This is a genomic window from Collinsella aerofaciens (genome assembly GCF_040910265.1).
Lineage (GTDB): Bacteria > Actinomycetota > Coriobacteriia > Coriobacteriales > Coriobacteriaceae > Collinsella > Collinsella aerofaciens_BK.
This window is the reverse complement of the sequence record NZ_JBDGAW010000001.1, coordinates 26,037-50,608: the sequence shown is the minus strand read 5'-3', so window position 1 is coordinate 50,608 and position 24,572 is coordinate 26,037. Positions and strand designations below refer to the sequence as shown.

Below are 24,572 nucleotides of genomic sequence, written 5' to 3'. Positions count from 1 at the left end.
CAGTTCCAGTCGTCGGTAAACGGTTGACATATGCCGGCGAACGGTCATCAGAGGCGTTTGAGGAATTCTTTTGGCACGGAATGAACTACGCGGTTTTGCCCTCAATGAGTTCAACGGGGAGCTTGATATTCGATTCGGGATTATCGCCGTTAATAAGAGCGATGATGGATTGCGCCGCGAGCTCTCCGATGCGATCGATATCTTGACGTACGGTTGTTAAGTCAGGCATAAACGTCATAGTGCGGCGGGCACCATCCGCGCCCACGACCTTAATGTCGTCTGGAGCGCTCAAGCCGCGCTGCTTCATCACGTTGAGACAGATGGCCGCCATCGTATCGTCTCCCGCAAAGATGCCGTCAATATCGGGGTTCTCATCGAGGATCTTCGCAACGACCGCGCCCTTTTCGTCGTCGGGCTTAACGAACTCGACCTCACGGACAAGCGCGGACAAACCGGCCTGCTCAACAACATCGAGGTAGGCATCGGTACGCTTATTGGCAGGCATGCGCATGCGGCTATTGCTGCGCAGGCACAGGATACGCCTGCAGCCGTCATCAATCAGACGGCGCGTGGCGAGCTCGCCGATGCCATAGCTGTCACTTGCAATCTGGACAGAGCCCTCGCCAAGATCGCAGTCGATGCCAACCAGGCTCAAGCCCATCTCGGCATATGCCTCGGCACCGATATTGAGGGAGTTGACGATGACGCCGTCGACCATATTGCGGCGGAGCATGTCGATATAGGAACGCTCAAGATCGGGTCGATTGGCGCTGTTGCACAGCAACATCTTAAAGCCGTTTTCCGCTAACGTGCGCTCGACCGCCTGCACAACCTGAGCATGGAACGGGCTGCTCACAAAGGGAACAATCATGCCGATAAGGTTCAGGCGGCCATTGAGCATGGCACGGGCGATATCGTTGGGCGTGTAATTGATGCGCTCCATCGCCGCATGGACTTTATCGCGGGTTTCCTGGCTAATGTAGCCGCGATTATTAAGCACGCGAGATACCGTAGTAGGCGAAACCCCCGCCACCGCTGCAACTTCCTTGATACCAGGCTTAGCCGTATCCTTAGAACGAGCACCCTCGCGAGCCATAGCACCCTCACCCATCAACATGTCATACGTTTACATACGAACAAAGCATACCCCAACAACAGCGGGAAGACGGTAACAGCACAAGTAAGTAAACGACTCATCCAAATAATTAGGAGAGTTCCGCCTAAAGGGTGACTACACAGGACCCCCGCCGGGCCGCTTTGGGTCACTTTCCAAAACATTCCGCAGGACGAAAGTGCCCCGCCGCGCGAAGCGCACGGCGGGGCACTTTCATGTCCGAGGACGTTTTGGAAAGTGACCCAAAGCGGCCCGGCGATCCTGCGGGAGTTAAACCCCTTTAGAACTTGTCGTGGAAGGTACGCGAAATGACCTCGTCCTGCTGCTCCTTGGTGAGCGTGTGGAAGTTCACGGCATAGCCGGAAACGCGGATGGTCAGCTGCGGGTACTTCTCGGGGTGAGCCTGAGCATCGAGCAACGTCTCACGGTTGAAGACGTTGATGTTCAGGTGATGGCCACCCTTCTCGGCGTAAGCGTCGAGCATGTGGACCAGGTTATCGGCCTGAGTCTCGGAAACTTCAGAAACCTTCATAATGTGTCTCCTTCGATCGATAGGCGCCGGCCGAAACCGGCGCGCTAATCAGTAATCGTTATTGTTAGTATAGCACTAACAATAGTTACTCGCCCAGCTGATCAAGGTCGATATCGCCAAAGAACACCTGGTCCTCCTTGCCGAGCGCACCCGGGATGATGGAGAAGGTGTTGGAGATGCCGTCCTGAGCATCGCGGAACGGGAGCTTGGAAACCGAAGACAGCGAAGCGATGGCGCCGTGGCTATCGCGCTTGTGCATGGGGTTAGCACCCGGGGCGAACGGCTGGCCAGCCTTGCGGCCGTCAGGCGTGGAACCGGTCTTCTTACCGTACACGACGTTGGAGGTAATGGTCAGAACCGAGGTCGTGGGCACGGAGTTGCGGTAGGTGTCGTTCATGCGGATGTACTCCATGAACTGGTGCACAACGTCGTGAGCGATCTGGTCGACGCGGTCGTCGTCGTTACCGTACTTGGGGAACTCGCCCTCGGTCTCGAAGTCGACGATGATGCCGTTCTCATCGCGGACGGGGTGGACCTTGGCGTACTTGATGGCGGACAGGGAGTCAGCCACGACGGAAAGGCCAGCGATGCCCGTAGCGAACCAGCGGTGCACGTGCTTGTCGTGCAGAGCCATCTGGATGCGCTCGTAGCAATACTTGTCGTGCATGTAGTGAATGATGTTCAGCGAGTTGACGTACACGCCAGCGAGCCACTTCATCATGTCGTTGTACTTGGCCACAACGTCGTCGTAATCGAGCGTATCGCCCTCTACGGCGCGATACTTGGGGCCGACCTGCTTCTTGGAGACCTCGTCAACACCGCCGTTGAGCGCGTAGAGCAGGCACTTGGCCAGGTTGGCACGGGCGCCGAAGAACTGCATCTCCTTGCCGATGCGCATGGAGGACACGCAGCAGGCGATGCCGTAGTCGTCGCCGTGGTAAACGCGCATGAGGTCGTCGTTCTCGTACTGGATCGAGGAGCTGGCGACAGAAGTCTTGGCGCAGAACTTCTTGAAGTTCTCGGGCAGACGGGTCGACCACAGAACGGTCATGTTGGGCTCGGGGCTGGTGCCCATGTTCTCGAGCGTGTGCAGGTAGCGGTAGCTCATCTTGGTAACGAGCGTACGGCCGTCAACACCCATGCCGCCGATGGACTCGGTGACCCACTGCGGATCGCCGGTGAACAGGGCCTGGTACTCGGGGGTACGGGCAAACTTGACCATGCGGAGCTTCATGATGAAGTGATCCACGAACTCCTGGATCTGCTCCTCGGTGAAGGTACCGTTGGCAAGGTCGCGCTCAGCGTAGATGTCGATGAACGTGGAGGTACGGCCGATGGACATAGCGGCGCCGTTCTGCTCCTTAACGGCAGCGAGGTAGGCGAAGTACATCCACTGGATGGCCTCCTGCGTGTTGGTAGCAGGGTTGGAAATGTCGAAACCATAGGTCTCGGCCATCATCTTGAGCTCGCCGAGGGCACGAATCTGCTCCTGCAGCTCCTCGCGATCACGGATGTTGTCGGCGGTCATGACCGTCGGGGTGGAAGCCTTCTGGGCCTCCTTGTCCTTGATCAGGTAGTCGACACCGTACAGGGCGACACGACGGTAGTCGCCGATGATGCGGCCGCGGCCATAGCCATCGGGCAGACCGGTGATGATGTGAGCCGAGCGGCAAGCACGCATCTCGGGGGTGTAGACATCAAAGACGCCGGCGTTGTGGGTCTTGCGCTCGAAGGTGTAGCGCTCGACAACGTTCTCGTCGACCTTGTAGCCGTGCTGGCTGGCAGCCTGGCAAGCGATGCGGATACCACCGTTGACGTGCAGTGCGCGCTTGAGCGGCTTGTCGGTCTGGAGGCCAACGATGGTCTCCTTCTCGCGGTGGGCGTTATCGATGTAGCCAGCGGGGTGGCTCACGATACCCGTGACGGTCTTGGTGTCCATATCGAGGACGCCGCCCTGCTCGCGCTCCTTGAGCAGCAGGTCGAGAACCTCGCCCCACAGCTCCTTGGTACGCTCGGTCGGGCCGGCGAGGAACGACTCGTCGCCCTCGTAGGGGGTGTAGTTCTTCTGGATGAAGTCTCGGACGTCAACCTCTCCCGTCCAGATGCCTTCCTTGAAGCCTTCCCATGCCTCCTGCATTGTGTAACCACGCTCCTAGTTACGTGTAATGCGGCGCTCTCTCACACCGCTGCTTATTGAATTCTTGAATTATCGGCTTGCACTACCGGCTTCTTCCGTTCTTCACCACACGTTGGTACAGGGAAAAACGTTTGTCCACCTTGGAACTGCAACCCAAAACCCAAGATTTCACCCGTTTGAGAAGGATAACATAGCTACCCCCTTCATCAGTGCTGTTATATGTTTCTTTTTTTATACCATTATGGCGTTTTTAACAAATCCGCAGGAAATGCGAGCGCGAACAACTACCGTTCACCGATTTGTTTGGTATTTTTCCTTGCCTTTGTACGACGTTCACTCTAGCTGTTATGCCAGCTTTAGCAGGGTAAAGTGCCCCAGAGACCCCGCAGAAACTGCAGGGCGGCCACGGGATTTCCCCCCAGGACCGCCCTGTGGCATGGTTAGTTATTTAGCTTTGATTGCCGCTTGGCATTAGGCGGCTGCGGCGGCCTTGTCGGTCGTTGCCTTGCTGTGGCCCTGACCCTCAAAATGCTTGTAGCACCAGCTGGTGACCAGCGGGGTCAAAATGGCCGTCACGATAGCACATGCTGCAACCTGCGCCGTAGCCGTCGCGAGCACCGCGCCGCCGTACATGGCCTCGTTGACGCTTGCCATGGCAGCAGGCGTGGCCACATTGGCTCCGGCGCAGCTCGAAATGGCCGCACCTGCGACACCCGTACCGCCCGTGAGCTTATCGACCGCGATGACGGGAATTGCAAAGACCACCGAGCAGATCACGCCGAGCAAGATGCCGGGAAGACCACCGTTGATAAGCTGGCCAAAGGTCATGGTCGAGCCCATGGCAAAGAAGACGAGCACGATGATGGCGGAAAGTGCCGGTGCCATCATCTTCTTAAAGCTGGGGAAGAGGTTACCCAGGATAATGCCGACGACGATCGGCAGGATGGCGCCCACGAGCGACCAGCCGATCGGAGCCTGACCGGCAGCGCCGAGCACGATCATCGTGACCGGAGGGCCGACAACCAGCGTGGTGATGGCGACAGCGCCACGCTCGGCCTCGTTGCCCATGGTACCCATCAGTCCGGCGTACATAGCGTTGTTGGCACCCGTGCAAGCGGCCAGCATCACCATGGCCGAGATACCAAACAGGTTGTCGTTGAACACATAAAGGATGAGCAGCGACACGGCAACGACCACGATCTGCTTGACGGCGATGATGATGGCGCCGCGGGCAGCGGCGGCAGGAGCGCTCTTAAACGAAATCGTCGTACCGACGATGAGCAAAAAAGCGCCAACAAGCGGGCCTGCGCCCTGCTGGGTCATGCCGAGCGTAAAGCTGCCGAGCGTTTTGAACAGGTCGGGGAACAGCGTGTTGAGCAGGCAGCCCAACAAAAGCGGCACCAAAATATTGGCACCCGGGATGGAGGACATCTTAAAGAACGGCTCCTTTGCCGCCGGCGCCTCCACCGCAGTCGATTCACTCATATATATCTCCTTTGGATGCATGCGAATCGTAGCCGCACGCGCCTTTGTCAGAAAGAAGGCGACGGTCCCGAGTCGCAGGAGCCGTCGCCGAATTATCGTCGCGGGGTATTACCCATCCAGAACGATGCCACCGTCGCAGTCACCGATCTCGCCGTTCACGAAGCTGGCAAGGTCGGAGGCAAAGAAGAGCACCATCTGCGCGGGCTCGCTTGCCTGGGCGGCACGGCCCAGAGGAATACCGTTGATGATGCGCTGAGAGTTCTCGTCAGAGAGAATCGAGGTCATATCGGTAAGGGTGAGCGACGGGCACACGGCGTTGCAGCGGACGCCAAACTTGCCGCCTTCCTTGGCGACTGCCTTGGTTAGACCGTTAACACCGGCCTTGGAGCTCGCGTAAGCCGCGGTGCCGAGCAGGCCACCACCGATCTTGCCAGCAACAGAGCTCACGTTGACGATAGTGCCGGCATGGGCCGCCTTAAAGTGCGGGTACGCGGCGTTCATCATGGTAAAGGTGCCGTTGAGGTTGATGTCGATGGTACGGCGCCACTCGGTGTCGTCGATCTCGTCAAACTTCTTGGTGCTGATGACGCCAGCGCAGTTGATCAGGATGTTGGTTTGCGGCAGGTCCGTAAAAATCTGCTCGACGGTCTCGCGCGCCTTGGGCGCATCGGCGACATCGAGCTGATAGAACTTGTTGCCCTCGCCAAGCTCGGCCACAGCGGCCTCGCCCTTAGCAGCGTTCCTTGCGATGAGCGCGACATGTCCGCCGCCCGCGACGATGCCCTTGGCGATCTCGAGGCCAATGCCCTGAGTGCCGCCCGTGACAATCGCGGTCTTGCCCGTGAAGTCAAATGCCATGACTCCATCCCCCTTTATGTAAGGTGTCTCCTTGCGGGAAGTTGGAGCATCGCACGTGGCGATTATATGAGTCCCAGTCGTCATGGTGGTGACAACCCCTCGCCTAACCGCGGGCATAATAGTTCTTTGAAACGCTTCAGCAATTGAATGATTTTAAGTCTTTATGCGCTCTTTATATTGCCCACTGCATGAGGCCCAAATATGCGGGTATCATCTTTCACCGAAAATAGTTTCTAGTGTTAGGGGTTTTCGGTGGAAGATACCGATTTCCATGAGCTTGGGCGTCAGCTCTTAACTGAGTTTGGCAGCATGCATCATCGCATTTCACGCTCTGCGGACAAAGCCCTTGGCGGCGAGATGGCTGTCATGCGCGCCCTCATGCTCGCTGGCGGTTCGCTCACGCCGAGCGAACTCGCAAATCGCGCCTGGGTCTCGAGTGCCCGCATCGCCAATATCTTACGCACTCTCGAAGCCAAGGGCTGGGTCGAGCGTGAGCACTCAAAGACCGACCGTCGTCGTGTACACGTCACGATGACCGACAAGGGATTCCAGAATCTCGAAATCAAACGTCGGGAATTCGAGGAGCGCACCGCGGCCTTCCTCGAGCAGCTCGGCGAAACAGATACCCAAGAGATGGTGCGCCTTCTAAGGCGTCTCAACGAAATTATCGACTGCAATCAAGAAAGGAGAAATGCCAAGTGAGGATTCTCAAGCTCTTTAAAAAGCATGTCCTGGCACTGTTCGCAGCTATCGTGCTTATCGTAATCAGCTGCAACGCCGATCTGGCGCTGCCTACCTATATGAGCGACATCGTCGACGTGGGCGTGCAGCAAGGCGGCATCGCCTCGCCCGTGCCCGACACCATCCGCGCCGAATCGCTCGACGACCTCGAACTCTTTATGAGCGCCAAGGACGCCAAGGCTGTGGAGGCCGTGTTTAGCAAGGCTGACAAAAACGGCATTCGAACGTACAAGGGCACCGAGGAAGAGCGTGCCGATGGAGGCAAGATTGCCGACATTATGAGCCTGCCCGAGACTGTCGTTCTTTCGCTCAACCAGGGCATTGACGCCAACTCCATGGGCGACATGATGGGCTCGTCCAGCGAGAAAGACAGTAACGCTGCCCAGGCCATGCCCACCCCCGAGCAAATGGCAGCGATGACGCCCGAGCAGCTCGCCGAGATGCAGCAGAAGGCCGCAGCGGCGCAGAACATGCAAAAGCAGATTGATGCCGACGGCGGTAAGATCACCATGAAGAGCCTGCGTCTGGGCATCGAGGGCGGTCTGGTAGACCAAAGCAAGCTCGTCGAGGGCGCCAATGAAATGGCGGACAAAATGGGCTCCATGTCGGGCTCCATCGTGACCCAACGCGCCGTGAGCTATGTGCAAGACGAGTACAAGGCGCAGGGTATCGCCCCCGCCGACGTGCAGAACGCCTACCTGGGCCGCATGGCGACCACGATGTTTGGTCTGTGCCTGATCTCGCTTGTCGCCACCATCCTGACCGGCGCCGTGGCTTCGCGCACCGCCTGCTCCATTGCCCGCGACCTGCGCCGCGAGACCTTCAACAAGGTCATGCACTTTTCGCCGGCCGAGGTGGGCAAATTTAGCCAGGCCTCGCTCATCACCCGCTGCACCAACGACATTCAGCAGATTCAGATGGCGGCAACCCTGTTTATCCGCATGTGTCTGATGGCCCCCGTCATGGGCATCGTCGCCGTCATGCGCGTCCTGGCCAACCATACCGGCCTGGAGTGGACCATCGCCGTGGCCATCATCGCGGTTTCGGCCGTCGTCGGCGTGCTTATGGGCCTCACCATGCCCAAGTTCAAAAAGATGCAGAGCTTTGTGGACCGCGTGAACCTTACCGCCCGCGAGCTGCTCGACGGCCTTATGCCTATCCGCTCGTTCAACCGCGAGGAGCATGAGCTCGAGCGTTTTGACAAGGCTTCGCTCGACCTGATGACCACGCAGCTCTACACCAACCGAGCCATGAGCTTTATGATGCCGCTCATGATGCTCGTCATGAACTGCATCACCGTGCTTATCGTCTGGTTTGGCGCGCAGGGCGTGTCCGACGGCGTGATGCAGGTCGGCAACATGATGGCGTTTATCTCCTATACCATGCAGATCGTCATGGCGTTTATGATCCTCACCATGGTTTCGGTTATCCTGCCCCGCGCCGAGGTCGCAGCCGAGCGCGTGGAAGAGGTCATCACCTGCCCCACGAGCATCAACGACCCTGCCTCGCCCAAACTGCCCGCAGCCAGCGCACCGCGCGGTGAGCTCACCTTCCGCGACGTGAGCTTCCAGTACCCCGATGCCCGCGCCGATGTCATCAGCGGTGTGAACTTCACCACGCACGCCGGCCAGATGCTCGGCATCATTGGCTCCACGGGCTCGGGCAAGTCCACGCTCGTGCAGCTGATTCCGCGCCTGTACGACGTCACGGGCGGCAGCATTTCGCTCGACGGCATCGACGTGCGCGACATGACCCTTTCCGAGCTGCGCCGCCGCATCGGTTACATCCCGCAGCAGGGTCGCCTGTTCTCGGGCACCGTTGAGAGCAACCTCAAGTTTGCCGGCGACATGGTGAGCGATGATGACATGCACCAGGCAGCGCGCATCGCACAGGCCGAGGACTTTATCGCCGAACGTGAGGGCGGTTACGACTCCCCCATCAGCCAGGGCGGCTCCAATGTCTCGGGCGGTCAGCGTCAGCGCCTGGCCATCGCCCGCGCCTTGGCCAAGAAGCCCGAGGTCGTGGTTTTCGATGATTCGTTTAGCGCGCTCGACTACAAGACCGACGCGCGCCTGCGCGAGGAGCTCGCCAAAAACGTCACCGACGCCGCACTCGTGGTCGTGGCCCAACGCATCGCGACCATCATGCACGCCGACCAGATCATCGTGCTCGACGACGGTCACGTAGTGGGCACCGGCACGCACGAGGAGCTGCTGCACGGCTGCCCGGCGTACCTGGAGATTGCACAGTCGCAGCTTTCCGCCGAGGAGCTGGGGCTTACCCAAGAAGAAATTGCAGCCGTCATGGAAGGAGGCGAGCGCTAATGGCCGACGAGACCAAGACTCAGATTCCCAAGCCCACCCGCCAGCGTGGTCCCATGGGCCGCATGGGTGGCATGCGCCGTGGCGAAAAGGCCAAGGACTTTAAGGGTACCATGAGGCAGCTGCTCGGCTATATCGGCCAGCACAAGATTGCCGTGTTTGCCGCCGTCGCCTTTGCCGTGTGCTCGGTCATCTTTAACATTGTGGGGCCCAAGGTGCTCGGCCAGGTTACGACTAAGCTGTTCGAGGGCCTGGTCGCCAAGGTCAACGGTACCGGCGATGTCGACTTTGACTGGATCGCCAAGACGCTCGGCTTTTTGCTCTGCCTGTACCTGGCGAGCTCTGCCTGCAGTCTGATCCAGGGCTGGCTCATGACCGGCGTCACGCAAAAGATCTGCTACCGCATGCGCAAGGAGATCGCCGCCAAGATTGCCGTCGTGCCGATGAGCTATTTCAACGGCCACAGCAAGGGCGACGTGCTCAGCCGCATCACCAACGATGTCGACACGCTCGGTCAGTCGCTCAACCAGAGCGTGACGCAGCTTATTACGTCCGTCACGCAGATTATCGGCGTGCTCGTCATGATGCTGTCGATCAGCCTGCCGCTCACCGGCGTCACCGTGCTCACGCTGCCGGCCGCCGCGATTATCCTGGCCGTGATGATTCATTTCTCGCAGCCGTACTTCCGCGAGCAGCAGCAGGTCCTGGGCACCGTCAACGGCATTATCGAGGAGGACTTTGCCGGCCAGAACGTCATCCAGGTGTTCGACCGCGCCGAGGCCTCGATCGAGGAGTTCGACCGCCAGAACGACCGCCTGTTTATTAGTGGTTGGCGCTCGCAGTTCCTGTCGGGCCTGATGATGCCGCTCATGAGCCTGGTGGGCAACATGGGCTACGTGGGCGTTGTCGTGGTGGGCGCGCAGCTCGCGCTGACCGGAAACGCCACGCCCGGCGACATCCAGAGCTTTATCCAGTACGTGCGCAACTTTACGCAGCCGGTGCAGCAGCTGGGCAACGTGAGCAACACGATGCAGTCGATGGCTGCTGCCACCGAGCGCGTCTTTGAGTTCCTGGCTGCCCCCGAGGAGGAGCAGAAGGCAGACGCGCAGATCCCCGAGAAGCGCCCCGGTCACGTGGAGTTCGACCACGTCAAGTTTGGCTACACGCCCGACAAGACCATCATCCACGACTTTAGCTGCGAGGCTAAACCCGGCCAGACCATTGCCATCGTCGGTCCCACCGGCGCCGGCAAGACCACGCTCATCAAGCTGCTGCAGCGCTTCTACGACGTCGACGGCGGCTCGCTGCGCGTCGAGGGCATCGACGTGCGTGACTGGGACCGCGCGGCGCTGCGCGGCGAGTTTGCCATGGTGCTACAGGATACCTGGCTGTTTAACGGCACCATCCGCGAGAACATCCGCTACGGACGCCCCGATGCGAGCGATGCCGAAGTCGAGGCCGCCGCACGCGCCGCACGCTGCGACCACTTTATCCACACGCTCGCCGGCGGTTACGACTTTATGATCAACGAGGAGGGCACCAACCTGTCGCAGGGTCAGCGCCAGCTCGTGACCATCGCCCGTGCCATTTTGGCCGACCGTCCGGCGCTGATTTTGGACGAGGCGACTTCCAACGTCGATACCCGTACCGAGGAGCTTATTCAGCGCGCCATGGATGCGCTGATGCAGGGCCGCACGAGCTTTGTCATCGCGCATCGCCTGTCCACGATCCGCAACGCCGACGTGATCTTGGTGATTCGCGACGGCGACATCGTCGAGAAGGGCACGCACGACGAGCTGCTCGCCCAAGGCGGCTTCTACGCCGACCTGTACAATTCGCAGTTCGACGAAGCGGCGTAAATTCTGCCGCAGGGAACGAATAACGCCCGAGAACGGGGACGCAGGACAATCTGCGTCCCCGTTTTTGTTTTGCAGCCCTCGAACCGCCTCCCCTGGGACCTGATTGACGCCCTCCCTCAAGGCCCCGTGGACAAAAAATGGCAAATATGAGTACTGTCACCTTTTTAGTAACAGCCAAAACTGCCCCAAACGACCTCATTGCGGCCTAGATATGCCTTCAAATTGATCAAAATGCCCGGTAGCATGCTTCTGTGTGCCAACGTTAATGAACATATTTACTGTTGTGTCTATTATCTTGTAAGATCGATATGATATTACGCTAGCAACAGTACTCATATTTGCCATTTTTTGTCCACAGGGTATGCCGCAGAAGATCCAACTTGCTCCAGCGTGCCGTACGTTGGCCCTCCCCTTCCGGCGAGCGCCGACATTTCCCCAGATAAAACCGACCAAAATAAACCTGTCCCTTTTCGGCAGGTTTCACTTGCACTTTAGCGTGCGACAGCGGATAATGCCGAGCATTCGAGAATTCGCCAATTGTTGCCGTTAATTGATAAAGGAGGCCCCTATGGCCATGGAATTCAAGCGCAGGCTGCCGATCCCCATGGAGATCCGCGAGGAAATGCCGCTTTCCGCCGAGCTTACCGCCAAAAAGCAGGCATTCGACGCCGAGGTCGCCAAGGTCTTTACCGGCGAGGACGCACGCAAGGTGCTCATCATCGGCCCGTGCTCTGCCGACCGCGAGGACTCGGTGCTTGAGTACATGAACCGACTGGCCAAGGTCGCCGAAGAGGTCAAGGACAAGCTCATCATCATTCCGCGTGTCTACACCAACAAGCCGCGCACCAAGGGCACCGGCTACAAGGGGCTGCTGCACAACCCCGACCCCGAGGCGCCCGATGACCTGCTTGAAGGCGTTAAGGCCATCCGCCACATGCACCTGCGCGTCATCGAGGAGACTGGCTTCTTTACCGCCGACGAGATGCTCTACCCGTCCAACTACCAGTACCTCGTCGACCTGCTGAGCTACGTCGCCGTGGGCGCGCGCTCGGTCGAGAACCAGGAGCATCGTCTGGTGTCGAGCGGCATTTCGGTGCCTGTGGGCATGAAAAACCCCACCGCCGGTTCCACCACCGTTATGCTCAACTCCATCTACGCCGCCCAGGCACATCAGAGCTTTATCTTCCGCAACTGGGAGGTCGAGTGCGACGGCAACCCGCTCGCGCACGCCGTTATGCGTGGCTACATCGGTCTCGACGGTCGTACCTACCCCAATTACCACTACGAGCACCTGGAGCGCCTGGCCGAGCGCTACACCGAGCATGCCGGTTACGCCAACCCGGCGGCGGTCATCGACTGCAACCACGACAACTCGGGCAAGCGCCCGCTGGAGCAGTACCGCATTTGCAAGGAGGTGCTCGACAGCTGCCGCCGCAACGAGTCCATCTCCAAGCTGGTCAAGGGCTTTATGATCGAGTCCTACCTCGAGGACGGCAACCAGCCGGTCGATGGCGGTGTCTTTGGTAAGTCGATCACCGACCCGTGCCTGGGCTGGGAAAAGACCGACTACCTCATCCACGAGATCGCGGAACGTATTTAGAGTTACGCGGTTTTACCAAACCGCGTAACGGCTCGACGCTGCAAGCCCGCCAGAGCGGCAATCTGCCTTTCAGCTTCGACGGCATGACCAAAAGGTCAATGCCGCCTCGCTTCAAGGCACCTTGCTCGCTCTGGCGGGTTTTCGCTGATGTTTTTCTACCTGCGTCGTTGCCAGAGCTGGCACTTGGGGACGTTCCTTTTGGGGTAGTCATTGGGGACGTTCTTGTTTGACTAGTCGTTTAAGAACGTCCCCAACGACTACCCCTTGCGTATCGTATGCGCGCCGGGCTTCGGGGGCCAGGCGCACCCTGTTAAACATGCCCTCGGGTCGCACGGTTCCCTTCGAATCGATCATACAAGCCCCCAATCTGTTCGGTTTCCCCAGATTGTGAGCCCGCACGCCCAGGGCGCACGGCCCGCCGTTCAGCTGAAACCACCTGCCAAAAAGGGACAAGTTTATTTAGGTAGGTTTTATCTGGGCAAACGTTAAAACCGCCGTAAGGGAGCTGCCTTCCCTCGCGGCGGTCTTCTAGCAGAAAAACCAAGTGAGTAGGCTTTTAGCAGGAAGCCAAGCACACCCCAAAACACCACGGCTCTGACCTGCGGTTTTATTGATCATTTGTCGCGATGTGCTCAGCATATCTAAATAAGTCTACTCACTTGCATCCGAGACGCACCAGATAGGCAAAAAATACCGCCGCGAAAGGCGCCTGGCCCCCTTCGCGGCGGTTATTTGCTCTGGTTTTGCGACTGTTTTGCTCGCTTGTTACTCGCTGTAGCGGGTGGCGATGGCAGCTTGCACCATGCCGGCGCTCATGAGGTACGTCACCAGGAAGTAGCCACCATAGGCCGCCAGGAAAATCGCGCAGGTGAGGCCCACGGTGCCGGCGATGCTCATATCGCCGAATACGCTCACCAGCTCGATGATCACCTTGAGCGCCACAAAGGAGTGCGCCAAGCCCACTGCCAGCGGGAACAGGAAGAACACCGCTTGCTGCGCCATCACCGAATGCCGGATCTGACGGTCGTCACAGCCGATCTGTGCCAGCACACGATAGCTGCGGCTGCCGTCGGCCACATTGGAGAGCTGCTGGATCGACAGAATCGCCGCACATGCAACGACCAGCACAAAGCCAATGTAGATGGCTAGATAGCTAATCATGCCGTTCATCTGCGCTGCCTGCGTATACATCTCGGAACGCGTGATGAAGACTCCCCATCCCCCCGGCTCCTTGCCGTCAACGAGCAGAATGTCGAGCATGGTGTATTTAATGCTCTCGTCTGCCTTGGTCACATCCATCCCCTGCTTGTAGTTAACGAGCAGATTACTGGAATACGGCTGCAGATTAAGCTGGGACAGCAGCTCATCGGCTACGACCACGGTACCGGGATTGCTGCCCATCGCCGAGTTGGCGATGGCCGCCGTGTCCTCGTCCGACTTATCGGTTGCGGGCTTGAGCTCATGCCCGCCCAAGGTGAGGGTATGGCCGCCGGCCATGTATTTGGTGTACAGGTCGCCCAGCTCACCGCCCATATCACACGTAAGCAAGTACTGGTCCCGGCCAATGTGCACCGGCTCCTCGCCCATCATCTGGCGCAGTTTGTTGTACTGGCTCGCCGGCGTCACATACAGACCCATCGCATCGGCGTTGCTTCCCTCGAGCGCCTTGGGAAGCTTTTCGCCCATGGCCTTGCACATCTCACCCGCCACCACCGAGGGGCCCGAGCCGCCAAGCGGGTAACTCAGATACGAATCGATCTGCACATGCTCACCGGCAACATCGGCGATATTGACCTTTTTGCCGGTCTCGTCGTTGTTGTCCGCCGACTTGCCCTTAATACCGTCTGCAACGTTATCGGGATCTTTACGATCGCCATGCCATGCAGCGTACAAATCGACCGTTGCATCGGCCAGCACCATGCGATCGGCCTCAGACGGATTGACATACTCCTTGTAGTAGTCGAGCGTTTCGGGCGTGTAATAGACATACGTCTGAGACACGTCAACAGGGTTATAGCGCTCCAGATTCTCGTTCATCACATTGGCAATCGACATACCGCAGGTCACCGAGGTAATGGCCAAAAACAGAATCATCGCGATGACGCCCATCGAAAAGCACACCGTATTGACCTTGGCCGAAAGCTGACGCACGGTAAACATATTGAGGCCGCGCCAATACACGCCGCGCAGGCTCTGCAACAGCTTGATAAGCATGCCCGAGAGTCCCCAGAACAGGGCAAAGGTGCCCACTGTAACCATAGCGGTCGTAATGCCGAACTGACTCATGGCCTCTTGCAGCTTGCTGTCCGTCGCGGTTAGCGGGAGCCCATCACGTAGCAGACGGTAATAGGCCACGCCCACAAGCGCCACGCCCACGGCAAAGATGGCAATCGCGATCCAGGGGTTGCGTGTCTTGATGCTCTCGTTGCGACGCTCGGCACCCATAAGCTCGATGAGCTTAGTGCGACGAACGGCGCGCAGGTTCAGCAGTAACGTGAGTACGAACATCACGAGCATGCAGGCAAGGGTCAGGTTGAACGCATGCACTGAGAAGAAGAAGTGAAAATTGGCGATCTGTGTCTTAAAGAGCGAGGCCGTAAAGAATGTCATGAGCTGGGAGAGTCCCACACCCAGCACAATGCCGGCGACAAAGGCCACGACCGAGACGATCACCGTCTCGAGCGCCATGATCGTGGCGACGCGCCCGCGGCCCATGCCGAGCACCTGGTACAGGCCAAACTCCTTTTTGCGGCGTTTCATGATGAAGTTATTGGCATACACCATCAAAAAGGCCATGACGCCGGCCAAAAAGTACGTCAGGTAGCCGAGCATGCTGCCCATAACCTGTGCCAAGCCCTCTTCATCGATGCCGGCGATGTCGACCTGCATCGAAATGGTGTTAAAGGCATAGAAGACCGTGACGCCCAGGGTGAGCGTCAAAAGGTAGACGAGGTAGTCGCGGCCGGCGCGGCGGACGTTGCCCCAAGCGAGTTTACAGAGCATCGGAGCCCTCACCGCCCATCATGGCAACGACCTCCATAATGCGGTCGAAGAACTCTCGGCGGTCGGTGTCGCCGCGGCGCAGCTCGGTGAAGATCTTGCCGTCACGAATAAACAGCACACGGCTCGTGTAGCTGGCGGCAAAGCTGTCGTGCGTGACCATGAGCACCGTGGCGCGCAAGCGGCGATTCAGGGCCTCCAGGCTCTCGAGCAGCAGACGGGCGCTCTTGGAATCGAGGGCGCCGGTGGGCTCGTCGGCCATGATCATGGTGGGGTCGGTGACGAGTGCGCGGGCCGCGGCAACGCGCTGCTGCTGACCGCCGGACATCTGGTAGGGATACTTGTCGAGCACCTGACTGATGGACAGGCGCGCGGCCACATCCTGCACGCGGGTCGAGATTTCGGCCGAATTCACGCGGGCGATGGTGAGCGGCAGGGCGATGTTCTCGCGTGCCGTGAGCGTATCGAGCAGGTTGGAATCCTGGAAGATAAAGCCGAGCTCCTCGCGGCGGAACTGCGAAAGCTTGGCCTGCTTCATGCGCGTCACGTCCTGGCCGTTGATGCGGATCGTGCCACTTGTGGCGCTATCGATGGTCGACACGCAGTTGAGCAACGTCGACTTGCCCGAGCCCGAGGCACCCATGATGCCAACGAATTCGCCGCGGTTGACGGTAAAGCTGACGTCGTTGAGCGCACGGGTCACGTTGCCCAGCGCTCCATATACCTTTTCGAGATGCGCGACCTCCAGTACCGGGGTCGCCATGTGCGTGGTTTGCATACCGAGTCCTTTCTTGCAATTAGTCTACGGCATCTATAGTCGCAAGAAGACGAGTCGGCTACCATCGATATGGCTTACGCTTGCCTTACCGTTGTGTAAGGTAGGGGTAGCTACCCTGTCACGTGTTGATGTTGAGAGAGGACTCCTGTTGAAGACTGTTCATGTTGCCGCTGGGATCATTCGCAAGGAAGGATCCGACGAGCTGCTTGCCGTGCAGCGCGGCTATGGCGACATGCAGGGACTTTGGGAGTTTCCCGGCGGCAAGCTCATGCGCGGCGAGACACCCGAGGACGCCGTACGCCGCGAGCTCATGGAAGAGCTGCAGGTAAAAGTCACCAACCTGCGCGATTTCTATACCGTTGAGTACGACTACCCCGATTTCCATCTCTCCATGGAGTGCTACTACTGCTCGCTCGCCGATGAATCCGATGAGCCCCAGAAGCACGACCGCCAGCTCGATATCCGCTGGATTCCGCGCACCTCGCTTGCCACCGTTGAGTGGATGCCCGCCGACAAAGGGCTTATCGATGCTCTGATTGAGTTGAGGGAAGATCGGCTTGAGGCCAACGGCACTGCCAACTACGCCGACGCCACCGCGACCGACGAGCCCTCCACCAAGCCCAAGCGCGCACCTAAGCGCCGCAGCAAGAAGCGTCCCAAGCCCGGCCTGCTCGACGGCATCGATACCTCGGACCTTTCCGCCGACGAGCGTGAGCTCGTGCGCCGTCGCGCCGCCATCAAAAAGTCCATGAAGGGCAACAAGCGCGCCAACACCAAGCCCGAGCTGCTCGTTCGCCAGCGCCTGCGGGCAGCGGGCCTTACGGGCTATCGCTTGGAATGGAAGGTTCCCGGCAAGCCCGACATCGCCTTTCCCGGGCGCAAGATCGCCATCTTCGTCAACGGCTGCTTTTGGCACCGCTGCCCCAAGTGCAACCCTAGCCAGCCCAAGCGCAACGTTGAGTTTTGGGAGGCAAAGTTCCGTCGCAACGTCGAGCGCGACCGCGCTGCCGTGGCAGCACTCACTCAAATGGGCTGGACACCCATAACCATCTGGGAATGCGAGCTCAAAAAAGACCGCATCGACGCCACGATGGAAAAGGTCATCGAGCAGGTGCGCGCCGCAGAGCTGCAGCGCTAACAGCGTGCATTCACACGCTCCGTACGTCCGCGCCACATCCACGTCACAAACCTTAGAAAGCCCTTAAGCCCAAAACCTTTCAAGAGTGTTACTCAATACCTCTGACCTGCGGTTTCATCGTAACACCAAACCAGGTTAAGCCTTTCTTTAGCGCTTCTTTGAACGGTCCGCTGCATAATACTGCCAACGCACGGGACCTAGCAGCACACCCTGTGCGCAACCTTTTGGTGGACATCGAGGAGGCCGCATAAGCATGCATTCTTCCAATGACGCAGCACAGCAGCCATCCCTAAAACATGCAAACCTTTTCCCCTTCCCCCCGACACAGAGAAACGGTCTCCTCGACTCCCCCACCACAAAAACTAAGCGCTCAGCCGATCAGAGCCTCAACTTACGAGCATCGTTCGAAAAGCTCCAAGCATCCCTAGACAAGGCGTTCCCCGAACAGGCAAGAGCAATCTAAGCCCATCGCGCTTTATACTGATGCCATGCGAAACATGGATCACATAGAATTGCACCGCGGAGGACGCGAGGAAGCGTTTCCCGAGACCGCCGAAGACTGGCCCTATGTTGCCGAACGCGCAGAATTCGCTCGCTATCCGGGCAATTCCGTCCCCTGGCACTGGCATTCCGAAGTTGAGCTTTTCTACATGGAGCAGGGAGCGATTGACTATCGAACGCGCGCGGCTCATGAGCACGTACGCTTTGAGGAAGGGTCCGCCGGCTTTATCAACGGCGGCGTTTTGCACAGCACGCTGCAATCACCCAATTCGGCGCCAGCCATTCAAATGCTGCATATCTTTCAGCCGTCGATGCTCGGCGATCCCGCGGGACGCCTTCAAAAGCGCTATATCAATCCTTTGCTGCAATGTCGAGGCGTCGATGTGCTCAAATGGTCGCCCACCAACCCCGACGATATGCCCTTTATCGATTTGCTGAAGAGCTCCTTTAGCCACGACCTTCAACGGCCGCAGAACGAGATGGCGCTTCGGAATAGCTTGTCAGAGCTCTGGATTCAGATTTACGCCAAGGCCGAACCGCTCTTTTCCTCCGACAACGCCTCTTGGATGACCAGCCGCGACGTACAGTTCAAGGCAATCCTGGACTATATCCGCGCAAACTATGCAGCCGCTATAGATGTGCCCCAGATGGCATCTGCAGCCGGCGTAAGCGAAAGAGAGTGTTACCGCATTATCGAAGCTTGCGCAGGAACGACCCCGGCGGCATATCTGCGCACATACCGCGTAAACCGTGCTTGCGAACTTTTGGCACACACCACGCGAACGGTCCAGACAGTCGCGCGCCAATGCGGCTTTGCGACAGCAAGCCATCTTGGCCAGGTATTTAAAGAACAAATGGGATGCACTCCTTCGAGCTATCGAGCAGCGAGGCAGAATCTCGATAGTACCAGGCAGAAATCCCGCTAGCCCTTTTTCTGTCACTGCATCAAACTTGCAGGCAAACAACGGATAGGAGCTACTATATGAAGTACTTTGACTATATCGTGTTTGACGTTGATGGGACATTGGCAGATACAGAAGAAAGCGTGCTGTCATCGCTTGGCCAGATTGTCCAAGAAGAAACCGGCAAAACGCTTCCCCGACACGAGCTTGACTTTGCCCTCGGCATACCCGGCAAGGATGCCCTTGAGAAACTTGGGATCTACTCGCAGGCAACGTTGGATCGCTGGTGCCAAGTTGCCGCCAGCTTTAAAAGCACCATCAGCGTGTTTCCAGGTTTGCTTGAAGTCATCGCAACACTCGCCGATAGCGGCTGCAAACTTGGCATCGTCTCCTCACGTGCGCGCGACGAATACGCAAAAGAAATTGCACCCCTTGGTTTCGATAGGTATTTTGAGCACATCATCCTTGTCGAAGACACAACCGAACATAAACCCGCACCCGCTCCCATGCTCGAATATCTCCGGCGTACGGGCGCGAATCCTGGCAACGTCGTCTACGTTGGCGACACCGTCTACGACGAACAATGCGCAACTTCGGCAGGGGTCAGTTTTGCCAGAGCGGCATGGGGATCACACCAAGACATCCCAAATGCCACCTACAACCTCGAAACCCCCAACGACCTGCTAACCCTAACAACCAAGTAACCCCCGCGCCCCACCCTTTCAGCCCCAACACCACAAGGGCGACGACCTCGAGTAGGTCAACCTGGGAGGGACGAGGGCTTAGCTCCCCAATCTTTCCGCAGGGGGCAAAAAGCAACGTCTTATTTTTCCGACACTAACGCCACAAGGGCGATTGAGCAGGACGGTTTGGGCGGGTCCCGTACTTAGTTTCCAAAATCATTCCGCAGCGCGAAGGCTTCTTATTATTTTTCCGCCCTAACGCCACAAGGGCGACGACCTCGAGAAGGTCAACTTGGGAGGGACGAGGGCTTAGTCCCCCAATCTTTCCGCAGGGGGCAAAAAGCCTCGCCGCACGAAGTGCGCAGCGAGGCTTTTTGCATGCCCGAGGACGATTGGGGGACTAAGCCCTCGTCCCTCCCCGGGATATGTAGCGAGCCGGAGTACCCTTGCTGTTACTCTGCTTTGCCCACGGAGTTGAGGTTGGTCATGCGGATCTTAACCAGCTCGGTGATCTCACGCATACCCTCCTTGGCCGGCTTCTTGGGATCGAAGCAGGCAGGGTTCTCGGCCATGTAGGCCATGAAGCCCTTGGTGTAGGCCTGACGCAGCTCGGTGGCGTAGTTGACCTTGCAGATGCCGTTCTTCACGGCCTCGGCGACCTGCTCATCGGGCACACCGGAGGTGCCATGCAGAACCAGCGGCACGTCAACGGCGTCGCGGATGGCCTTGACCACGGACTGCTCGATGTGCGGATCGCTCGTGTACACACCGTGGCTGGTGCCAACGCCAATAGCGAGGGAGGTGCAGCCAGTGCGCTCGACGAACTCCTTAGCCTCGGCAGGATCGGTGTAGGGGCTCTCGCCCTCAACCGCGGGACCGTCGTCCTCCTTGCCGCCAACCTTACCGAGCTCGGCCTCGACGGGCACGCCCATGGCGCAGCCAGCGTCGGCGACGGACTTGGTCAGGGCGATGTTGTCCTCGAAGGACTCGTGCGAACCGTCGATCATGACAGAGGTGTAGCCCGTGCGGAAAGCCTGCATGCAGCGGTCATAGCCATCGCCGTGATCGAGGTGCAGAGCGACGGGCACGGAAGCGCGCTCGGCGGCAGCCTTGACCATACCGTAGAAGTAGTCCAGACCAGCGGTCTTGATGGTGCCCGGGGTGGTCTGCATGATGACGGGGGACTTGGTCTCCTCGGCAGCAGCCAGAACGGCCATAACAAACTCGAGGTTCTCGACGTTGAACGCGCCTACGGCGTAGTGGCCGGCCTGAGCGTCCTTGAGCATCTTTTCGGTGGTAACAAGTGCCATGAGCGTTTGCTCCTCTCCCTCGCCCGCATCTGGACATCGGGCGTAGTTGTTCACAAGGCGTTTTACCTTGCGTTTTGCTGCGCTCATTGTATGAAAATCGATGGTGTCGCACGCATGAGATATCACCGGCACACAGGTCAAGACGCTCGTTTTTGAAAAGCAAACGGAAGAGATTCGCACCGGATTCCTCTATACGACATTGCAGTTTTCAAGCGAATCATCTTTCTTTTATAGAAAAGATAAGTAATCGAAAGGCGTTTTCTTACTAAAAAAGAAAATGAACGAAAATAGTTTCAACATAATTCCTGCAAATTTCGGTTCAGGATGGAGCAGCAATGACCCACGCAACAAACCGCGCTTTCGCCGATGAGCGTCGTGCCGCCATCATGGAGATGCTCGAGCACAACGCCTCGGTGCAGGTAGCAGAAATCGCCCAGACCTTTGGCGTGTCCTCCGTCACGGCGCGCGCCGACTTGGACGCCCTCGCCGAGTCCGGCAAGCTGCGCCGCACACATGGCGGCGCTGTGTCGCTCCACAAACGCCTAACCGTCTCCACGCAGGATCGCCGCATCAATGTCAACGTCGCCGCCAAGCAGGCCATCGCGCAAAGCGCCATCGAGCTCGTCAGTGACGGCGACACGTTGCTCGTCGACTCGGGCACCACGGCGCTCGAGTTCGTCCGGCTCCTCGATCAGCGCGACGGTATCACCGTCATCACGGCCGACATTACCATTGCCGATTACATCGACGAGAGCATGCCCTCAGTCGATGTCGTCATGCCGGGCGGGGCGCTGCGCAAAGGCCATCGTTATCTGTACGGACCGCTCACTATGCAGGCGCTCCAAATGGTCCACGCCGATCTTGCCGTCATGTGCCCTGGAGCTTTTGTTCCCGGCTGCGGCTTTACGACCGACTTTCCCCAGATGGCCGAGACCAAAACGGCTATGATCGCCGCAGCCCATCAAAGCGTCGCCCTCATGGACGCCAGCAAGGTTAACGGACGCGGTATGTATCGTTTTGCCGAGCTTGCCGACGTCGACACCATCGTGATGGACTGTGATCCCGATGGCGCCGTCGCCACCTCAATCGCCGAGACCGCCGACGACGCCCGCCCGAATCTCGTCATCGCCGGCGCTTAAACAAAAACCACCACAAAGGTACCTTTGTGGTGGTTTTGCTCGTTAAAAGCGAGATATCGCTACTTGGACAGCTCGTCAGCAAGGACCTCGATCTGAGCGCGCGAGGCGTCGTTGAGCGAACCCAGCACGGTCACCTTGTTCTGCGCCAGGGTGATGTCCTTCATGCCCTCGAGCTCCTTGGTCATAACCTTGGCAGCGGTGGGCGCCCAGGAGCCGGCCTCGACGAGTGCCACCGTACGGTTCTGATAGGCGTGCTCGGCAAGCGTATGGATAAAGGTGCTCACGAACGGGAAGATCTCGCCCTGATAGGTAATGGAAGCGAGCACCAGACGGTCATAGCGGAACGCATCCTCAACCGCCTCGGCCATGTCGTCGCGAGCCAGGTCAAAGACGGAAACCTTCTGGCCGCGAGCCTCGAGTGCTGCGGCGAGCTCCTTAACGGCAGCCTTCAGATGGCCATACACGCTCGCATAGGCAATGGTGATACCCTCGTCCTCGGGCTGATAGCTCGACCAGGTGTTGTAGGTATCGAGGTAATAGCCCAGGTTCTCGGTCAGTACGGGGCCGTGAAGCGGGCAGATGATCTGGATGTCCAGGTCGGCGGCCTTCTTGAGCACAGTTTGCACGAACTTGCCGAACTTACCGACGATGCCAAAGTAGTAGCGGCGCGCTTCGCAAGCCCAGCCTTCCGGGTCCTCGATGTCGTTGGCGCCGAACTTGCCAAAGCCGTCGGCACTAAAAAGCACCTTGTCGGTGGACTCGTAGGAGAAGAGCACCTCGGGCCAGTGAACGTTGGGGGCGCCGATAAAGGTCAGGCTGTGGCCGCCCAGATCGAGCACATCGCCCTCTTTGACGACCATTTTGCGCTCGGGGAAGTCGGTGCCAAAGTAGTTGACCATCATGCGGAAAGCACCCATGCTGGCCACGATCTGCGCCTGGGGATAGCGCTCCATAAAGGCAGCGATACCGGCGGAGTGATCGGGCTCCATGTGATGGACGACCAGGTAGTCGGGCGTACGGCCATCGAGCGCGGCCTCGATGTTACCGAGCCACTCGTCAACAAAACCGCCGTCGACCGAATCGGCGACAGCGATCTTTTCGCCCACGATAACGTAGCTGTTGTATGCCATACCGTTCTCGGACACATCGTACTGGCCCTCGAACAGGTCAATGTCGTGATCGTCGACGCCAACGTAGCGGATATCCTTGGTGATCTCCATCAGGCAAAGCCTCCTAGATAGACAAAAGAGCCCGTCTATCATAGCACTCGTCTTTAGAGCCACAGCTATCTGCCGGCAACCTTACCGATTGTTATTTAGGCGGAATATACCGCCGTTGACCTGCAAAAACTATACGCGATGAGCTGCCGTGGTATGTCGAACGATGAGCTGGCCGGGAATACGAATAGCAACGGTTTTGCCCGCCGTACCTGCCTCGGGAACCGCATGCTCGAATACCTCGCGTCCGCGCTGATGCAGATCGAATCGCACAGTCGTGAGCTCGTTATGCGCGACAAAGTCGTCGAGCGAGTCATCGACGCCCACCACGCTCACGTCCTCGGGCACGCGCAGACCGCTATCGCGCAGCGCTGCAATCGCGCCATTTGCCATCTGGTCGTTTGCCGCATAGATCGCCGTCATGGTGCGGTCGTTCTCGGCCAGATATCTGCCGGCCTCGTAACCGCTGTTGGCAGACCAGTCGCCCTCGAGCGGCTCTGCCGGCTCGATGTGTTTACGCTCGAGTGCATCCTGCCAACCGGCGCGACGAAATTGCTCGTCGACCGAGAACGACGGGCCACCGATATAGCGAATCTGCTCGTGTCCCAGCTCAAACAGGTGATCCATAAGCAATAGCGAGCAGCCGTAATGGTCGGAATCGACCGTGGTCACGCGCGGATGCGCGTACATGGTGACGATAACCGTGCCAATGCCCGGCAGTGGATTGAACGTCTCAAAATCGGGAGCCATACGGCTCATGCCGATAATGATGCCGTCCACGGGCAGCGCGGCCATACGACGCGTGGCCTCGGCAAGCGAAAACTCCTCGGTCTTGGACATCTCGACCAGCGTGATGGCGCAATTATGCTCGCGAGCAGCGCTGGCGATCCCGTCGATCATTGAGAGGTTGCCAAACTTGGTGACATCGTTGACGCACAGACCGACCGAATGGTAACGGCCGTCGCGCAGCGAGCGACCGGCATAACTCGGACGAAATCCGAGCTCTTGCATAGCGGCCTGCACGCGCTGGCGCGTCTGCTCGTTGACGTTAGGAAGGCCGTTGGCAACGCGCGAAACCGTCTGCTGCGAAACACCGGCAGCGCGGGCAACGTCGGCCATGGAAACCGGGCGCGTACCTGTATCGTTGGAAGGGCGCCTTGCCACAAAATCACCTTCGCTCTCGCAAGATCTGAATAGCGTGAATGTCGGCCCGAGCGGAAGCACGCCCCGCACCGAGGCCCGCTATCGTCGGACGCA

Annotated in this window: 18 protein-coding genes; 8 read left to right on the top strand and 10 right to left on the bottom strand. The window is 58.7% G+C overall.

Going from position 1 to position 24,572, the window contains the following annotated elements:
• Nucleotides 1–85: 85 nt before the first annotated feature.
• The 5 genes from AB5Z14_RS00190 to AB5Z14_RS00170 all read right to left on the bottom strand — a co-directional run bounded on the left by AB5Z14_RS00190 (nt 86) and on the right by AB5Z14_RS00170 (nt 6,126).
• Nucleotides 86–1,096: a LacI family DNA-binding transcriptional regulator gene (locus AB5Z14_RS00190; RefSeq protein WP_349089803.1), complete on the bottom strand. Its 1,011-nt coding sequence runs from the start codon at nt 1,094–1,096 to the stop codon at nt 86–88.
• Between the two features lie 298 nt (nt 1,097–1,394).
• Nucleotides 1,395–1,646, bottom strand: coding sequence for an autonomous glycyl radical cofactor GrcA3 (grcA3, locus tag AB5Z14_RS00185; protein ID WP_117583521.1), 252 nt, complete (start codon nt 1,644–1,646; stop codon nt 1,395–1,397).
• Between the two features lie 85 nt (nt 1,647–1,731).
• The gene (gene pflB / locus AB5Z14_RS00180; protein WP_117629918.1) at nt 1,732–3,783 is read right to left on the bottom strand and encodes a formate C-acetyltransferase; all 2,052 of its coding nucleotides are present in this window, start codon (nt 3,781–3,783) and stop codon (nt 1,732–1,734) included.
• Nucleotides 3,784–4,254: 471 nt separating this feature from the next.
• Complete coding sequence (locus tag AB5Z14_RS00175) at nt 4,255–5,268, bottom strand: 2-keto-3-deoxygluconate permease (protein ID WP_117564719.1); 1,014 nt, start codon at nt 5,266–5,268, stop codon at nt 4,255–4,257.
• A 108-nt stretch (nt 5,269–5,376) separates the two neighbouring features.
• Nucleotides 5,377–6,126, bottom strand: coding sequence for an SDR family NAD(P)-dependent oxidoreductase (locus AB5Z14_RS00170; RefSeq protein ID WP_368129827.1), 750 nt, complete (start codon nt 6,124–6,126; stop codon nt 5,377–5,379).
• A gap of 252 nt (nt 6,127–6,378) precedes the next feature.
• Here AB5Z14_RS00170 and AB5Z14_RS00165 point away from each other — a divergent pair, with 252 nt between their 5' ends.
• The 4 genes from AB5Z14_RS00165 to AB5Z14_RS00150 all read left to right on the top strand — a co-directional run bounded on the left by AB5Z14_RS00165 (nt 6,379) and on the right by AB5Z14_RS00150 (nt 12,647).
• Nucleotides 6,379–6,828, top strand: a complete 450-nt coding sequence (locus tag AB5Z14_RS00165; protein ID WP_089572358.1) for a MarR family winged helix-turn-helix transcriptional regulator — start codon at nt 6,379–6,381, stop codon at nt 6,826–6,828.
• Nucleotides 6,825–9,191 carry an ABC transporter ATP-binding protein gene (locus AB5Z14_RS00160; RefSeq protein WP_368129826.1) on the top strand — a complete coding sequence of 789 codons (2,367 nt, stop codon included), beginning with the start codon at nt 6,825–6,827 and terminating at the stop codon, nt 9,189–9,191. Before AB5Z14_RS00165 ends, AB5Z14_RS00160 begins: the two co-directional genes overlap by 4 nt.
• A complete protein-coding gene (locus tag AB5Z14_RS00155; protein ID WP_368129825.1) occupies nt 9,191–11,047 on the top strand; it encodes an ABC transporter ATP-binding protein in 1,857 nt (618 codons plus the stop codon). The genes AB5Z14_RS00160 and AB5Z14_RS00155 overlap by 1 nt, the downstream gene beginning before the upstream one ends.
• Nucleotides 11,048–11,615: 568 nt before the next feature.
• A complete protein-coding gene (locus AB5Z14_RS00150) occupies nt 11,616–12,647 on the top strand; it encodes a 3-deoxy-7-phosphoheptulonate synthase (RefSeq protein ID WP_118258846.1) in 1,032 nt (343 codons plus the stop codon).
• A gap of 765 nt (nt 12,648–13,412) precedes the next feature.
• Here the strand turns inward: AB5Z14_RS00150 and AB5Z14_RS00145 are convergent.
• Nucleotides 13,413–15,650 carry an FtsX-like permease family protein gene (locus AB5Z14_RS00145; RefSeq protein ID WP_368129824.1) on the bottom strand — a complete coding sequence of 746 codons (2,238 nt, stop codon included), beginning with the start codon at nt 15,648–15,650 and terminating at the stop codon, nt 13,413–13,415.
• Nucleotides 15,640–16,425, bottom strand: coding sequence for an ABC transporter ATP-binding protein (locus AB5Z14_RS00140; protein WP_275689291.1), 786 nt, complete (start codon nt 16,423–16,425; stop codon nt 15,640–15,642). The genes AB5Z14_RS00145 and AB5Z14_RS00140 overlap by 11 nt, the downstream gene beginning before the upstream one ends.
• Before the next feature lie 148 nt (nt 16,426–16,573).
• Between AB5Z14_RS00140 and vsr the strand changes: the two genes are divergently transcribed.
• The 3 genes from vsr (at nt 16,574) to AB5Z14_RS00125 (ending at nt 19,670) form a co-directional block, all read left to right on the top strand.
• Nucleotides 16,574–17,563 carry a DNA mismatch endonuclease Vsr gene (gene vsr, locus AB5Z14_RS00135; protein ID WP_368129823.1) on the top strand — a complete coding sequence of 330 codons (990 nt, stop codon included), beginning with the start codon at nt 16,574–16,576 and terminating at the stop codon, nt 17,561–17,563.
• A gap of 497 nt (nt 17,564–18,060) precedes the next feature.
• Nucleotides 18,061–18,990, top strand: a complete 930-nt coding sequence (locus AB5Z14_RS00130; protein WP_368129822.1) for an AraC family transcriptional regulator — start codon at nt 18,061–18,063, stop codon at nt 18,988–18,990.
• Nucleotides 18,991–19,046: 56 nt separating this feature from the next.
• Nucleotides 19,047–19,670, top strand: a complete 624-nt coding sequence (locus AB5Z14_RS00125; RefSeq protein WP_368129821.1) for an HAD family hydrolase — start codon at nt 19,047–19,049, stop codon at nt 19,668–19,670.
• Nucleotides 19,671–20,101: 431 nt separating this feature from the next.
• Here the strand turns inward: AB5Z14_RS00125 and AB5Z14_RS00120 are convergent, their stop codons facing one another.
• On the bottom strand, nt 20,102–20,959 hold the full coding sequence (locus tag AB5Z14_RS00120) for a class II fructose-bisphosphate aldolase (RefSeq protein ID WP_195521209.1): 858 nt from the start codon (nt 20,957–20,959) through the stop codon (nt 20,102–20,104).
• Nucleotides 20,960–21,294: 335 nt separating this feature from the next.
• On the opposite strand from AB5Z14_RS00120, the gene AB5Z14_RS00115 reads away from it, so the two are divergent.
• Nucleotides 21,295–22,098 carry a DeoR/GlpR family DNA-binding transcription regulator gene (locus AB5Z14_RS00115; RefSeq protein ID WP_368129820.1) on the top strand — a complete coding sequence of 268 codons (804 nt, stop codon included), beginning with the start codon at nt 21,295–21,297 and terminating at the stop codon, nt 22,096–22,098.
• A 59-nt stretch (nt 22,099–22,157) separates the two neighbouring features.
• On the opposite strand, the gene AB5Z14_RS00110 is transcribed toward AB5Z14_RS00115, so the two are convergent.
• Nucleotides 22,158–23,318 (bottom strand): FprA family A-type flavoprotein, encoded by a 1,161-nt coding sequence (locus AB5Z14_RS00110; RefSeq protein WP_368129819.1) that lies wholly within the window; start codon nt 23,316–23,318, stop codon nt 22,158–22,160.
• 129 nt (nt 23,319–23,447) lie between these two features.
• On the bottom strand, nt 23,448–24,434 hold the full coding sequence (locus AB5Z14_RS00105; RefSeq protein WP_195521222.1) for a LacI family DNA-binding transcriptional regulator: 987 nt from the start codon (nt 24,432–24,434) through the stop codon (nt 23,448–23,450).
• Nucleotides 24,435–24,572: the final 138 nt, after the last annotated feature.

Coding starts and splice junctions, on each gene's coding strand:
- AB5Z14_RS00190 (WP_349089803.1), bottom strand. CDS start 1,096: ATGGCTCGCGAGGGTGCTCGTTCTAAGGATACGGCTAAGCCTGGTATC.
- grcA3 (WP_117583521.1), bottom strand. CDS start 1,646: ATGAAGGTTTCTGAAGTTTCCGAGACTCAGGCCGATAACCTGGTCCAC.
- pflB (WP_117629918.1), bottom strand. CDS start 3,783: ATGCAGGAGGCATGGGAAGGCTTCAAGGAAGGCATCTGGACGGGAGAG.
- AB5Z14_RS00175 (WP_117564719.1), bottom strand. CDS start 5,268: ATGAGTGAATCGACTGCGGTGGAGGCGCCGGCGGCAAAGGAGCCGTTC.
- AB5Z14_RS00170 (WP_368129827.1), bottom strand. CDS start 6,126: ATGGCATTTGACTTCACGGGCAAGACCGCGATTGTCACGGGCGGCACT.
- AB5Z14_RS00155 (WP_368129825.1), top strand. CDS start 9,191: ATGGCCGACGAGACCAAGACTCAGATTCCCAAGCCCACCCGCCAGCGT.
- AB5Z14_RS00150 (WP_118258846.1), top strand. CDS start 11,616: ATGGCCATGGAATTCAAGCGCAGGCTGCCGATCCCCATGGAGATCCGC.
- AB5Z14_RS00145 (WP_368129824.1), bottom strand. CDS start 15,650: ATGCTCTGTAAACTCGCTTGGGGCAACGTCCGCCGCGCCGGCCGCGAC.
- AB5Z14_RS00140 (WP_275689291.1), bottom strand. CDS start 16,425: ATGCAAACCACGCACATGGCGACCCCGGTACTGGAGGTCGCGCATCTC.
- AB5Z14_RS00130 (WP_368129822.1), top strand. CDS start 18,061: ATGGATCACATAGAATTGCACCGCGGAGGACGCGAGGAAGCGTTTCCC.
- AB5Z14_RS00125 (WP_368129821.1), top strand. CDS start 19,047: ATGAAGTACTTTGACTATATCGTGTTTGACGTTGATGGGACATTGGCA.
- AB5Z14_RS00120 (WP_195521209.1), bottom strand. CDS start 20,959: ATGGCACTTGTTACCACCGAAAAGATGCTCAAGGACGCTCAGGCCGGC.
- AB5Z14_RS00115 (WP_368129820.1), top strand. CDS start 21,295: ATGACCCACGCAACAAACCGCGCTTTCGCCGATGAGCGTCGTGCCGCC.
- AB5Z14_RS00110 (WP_368129819.1), bottom strand. CDS start 23,318: ATGGAGATCACCAAGGATATCCGCTACGTTGGCGTCGACGATCACGAC.
- AB5Z14_RS00105 (WP_195521222.1), bottom strand. CDS start 24,434: ATGGCCGACGTTGCCCGCGCTGCCGGTGTTTCGCAGCAGACGGTTTCG.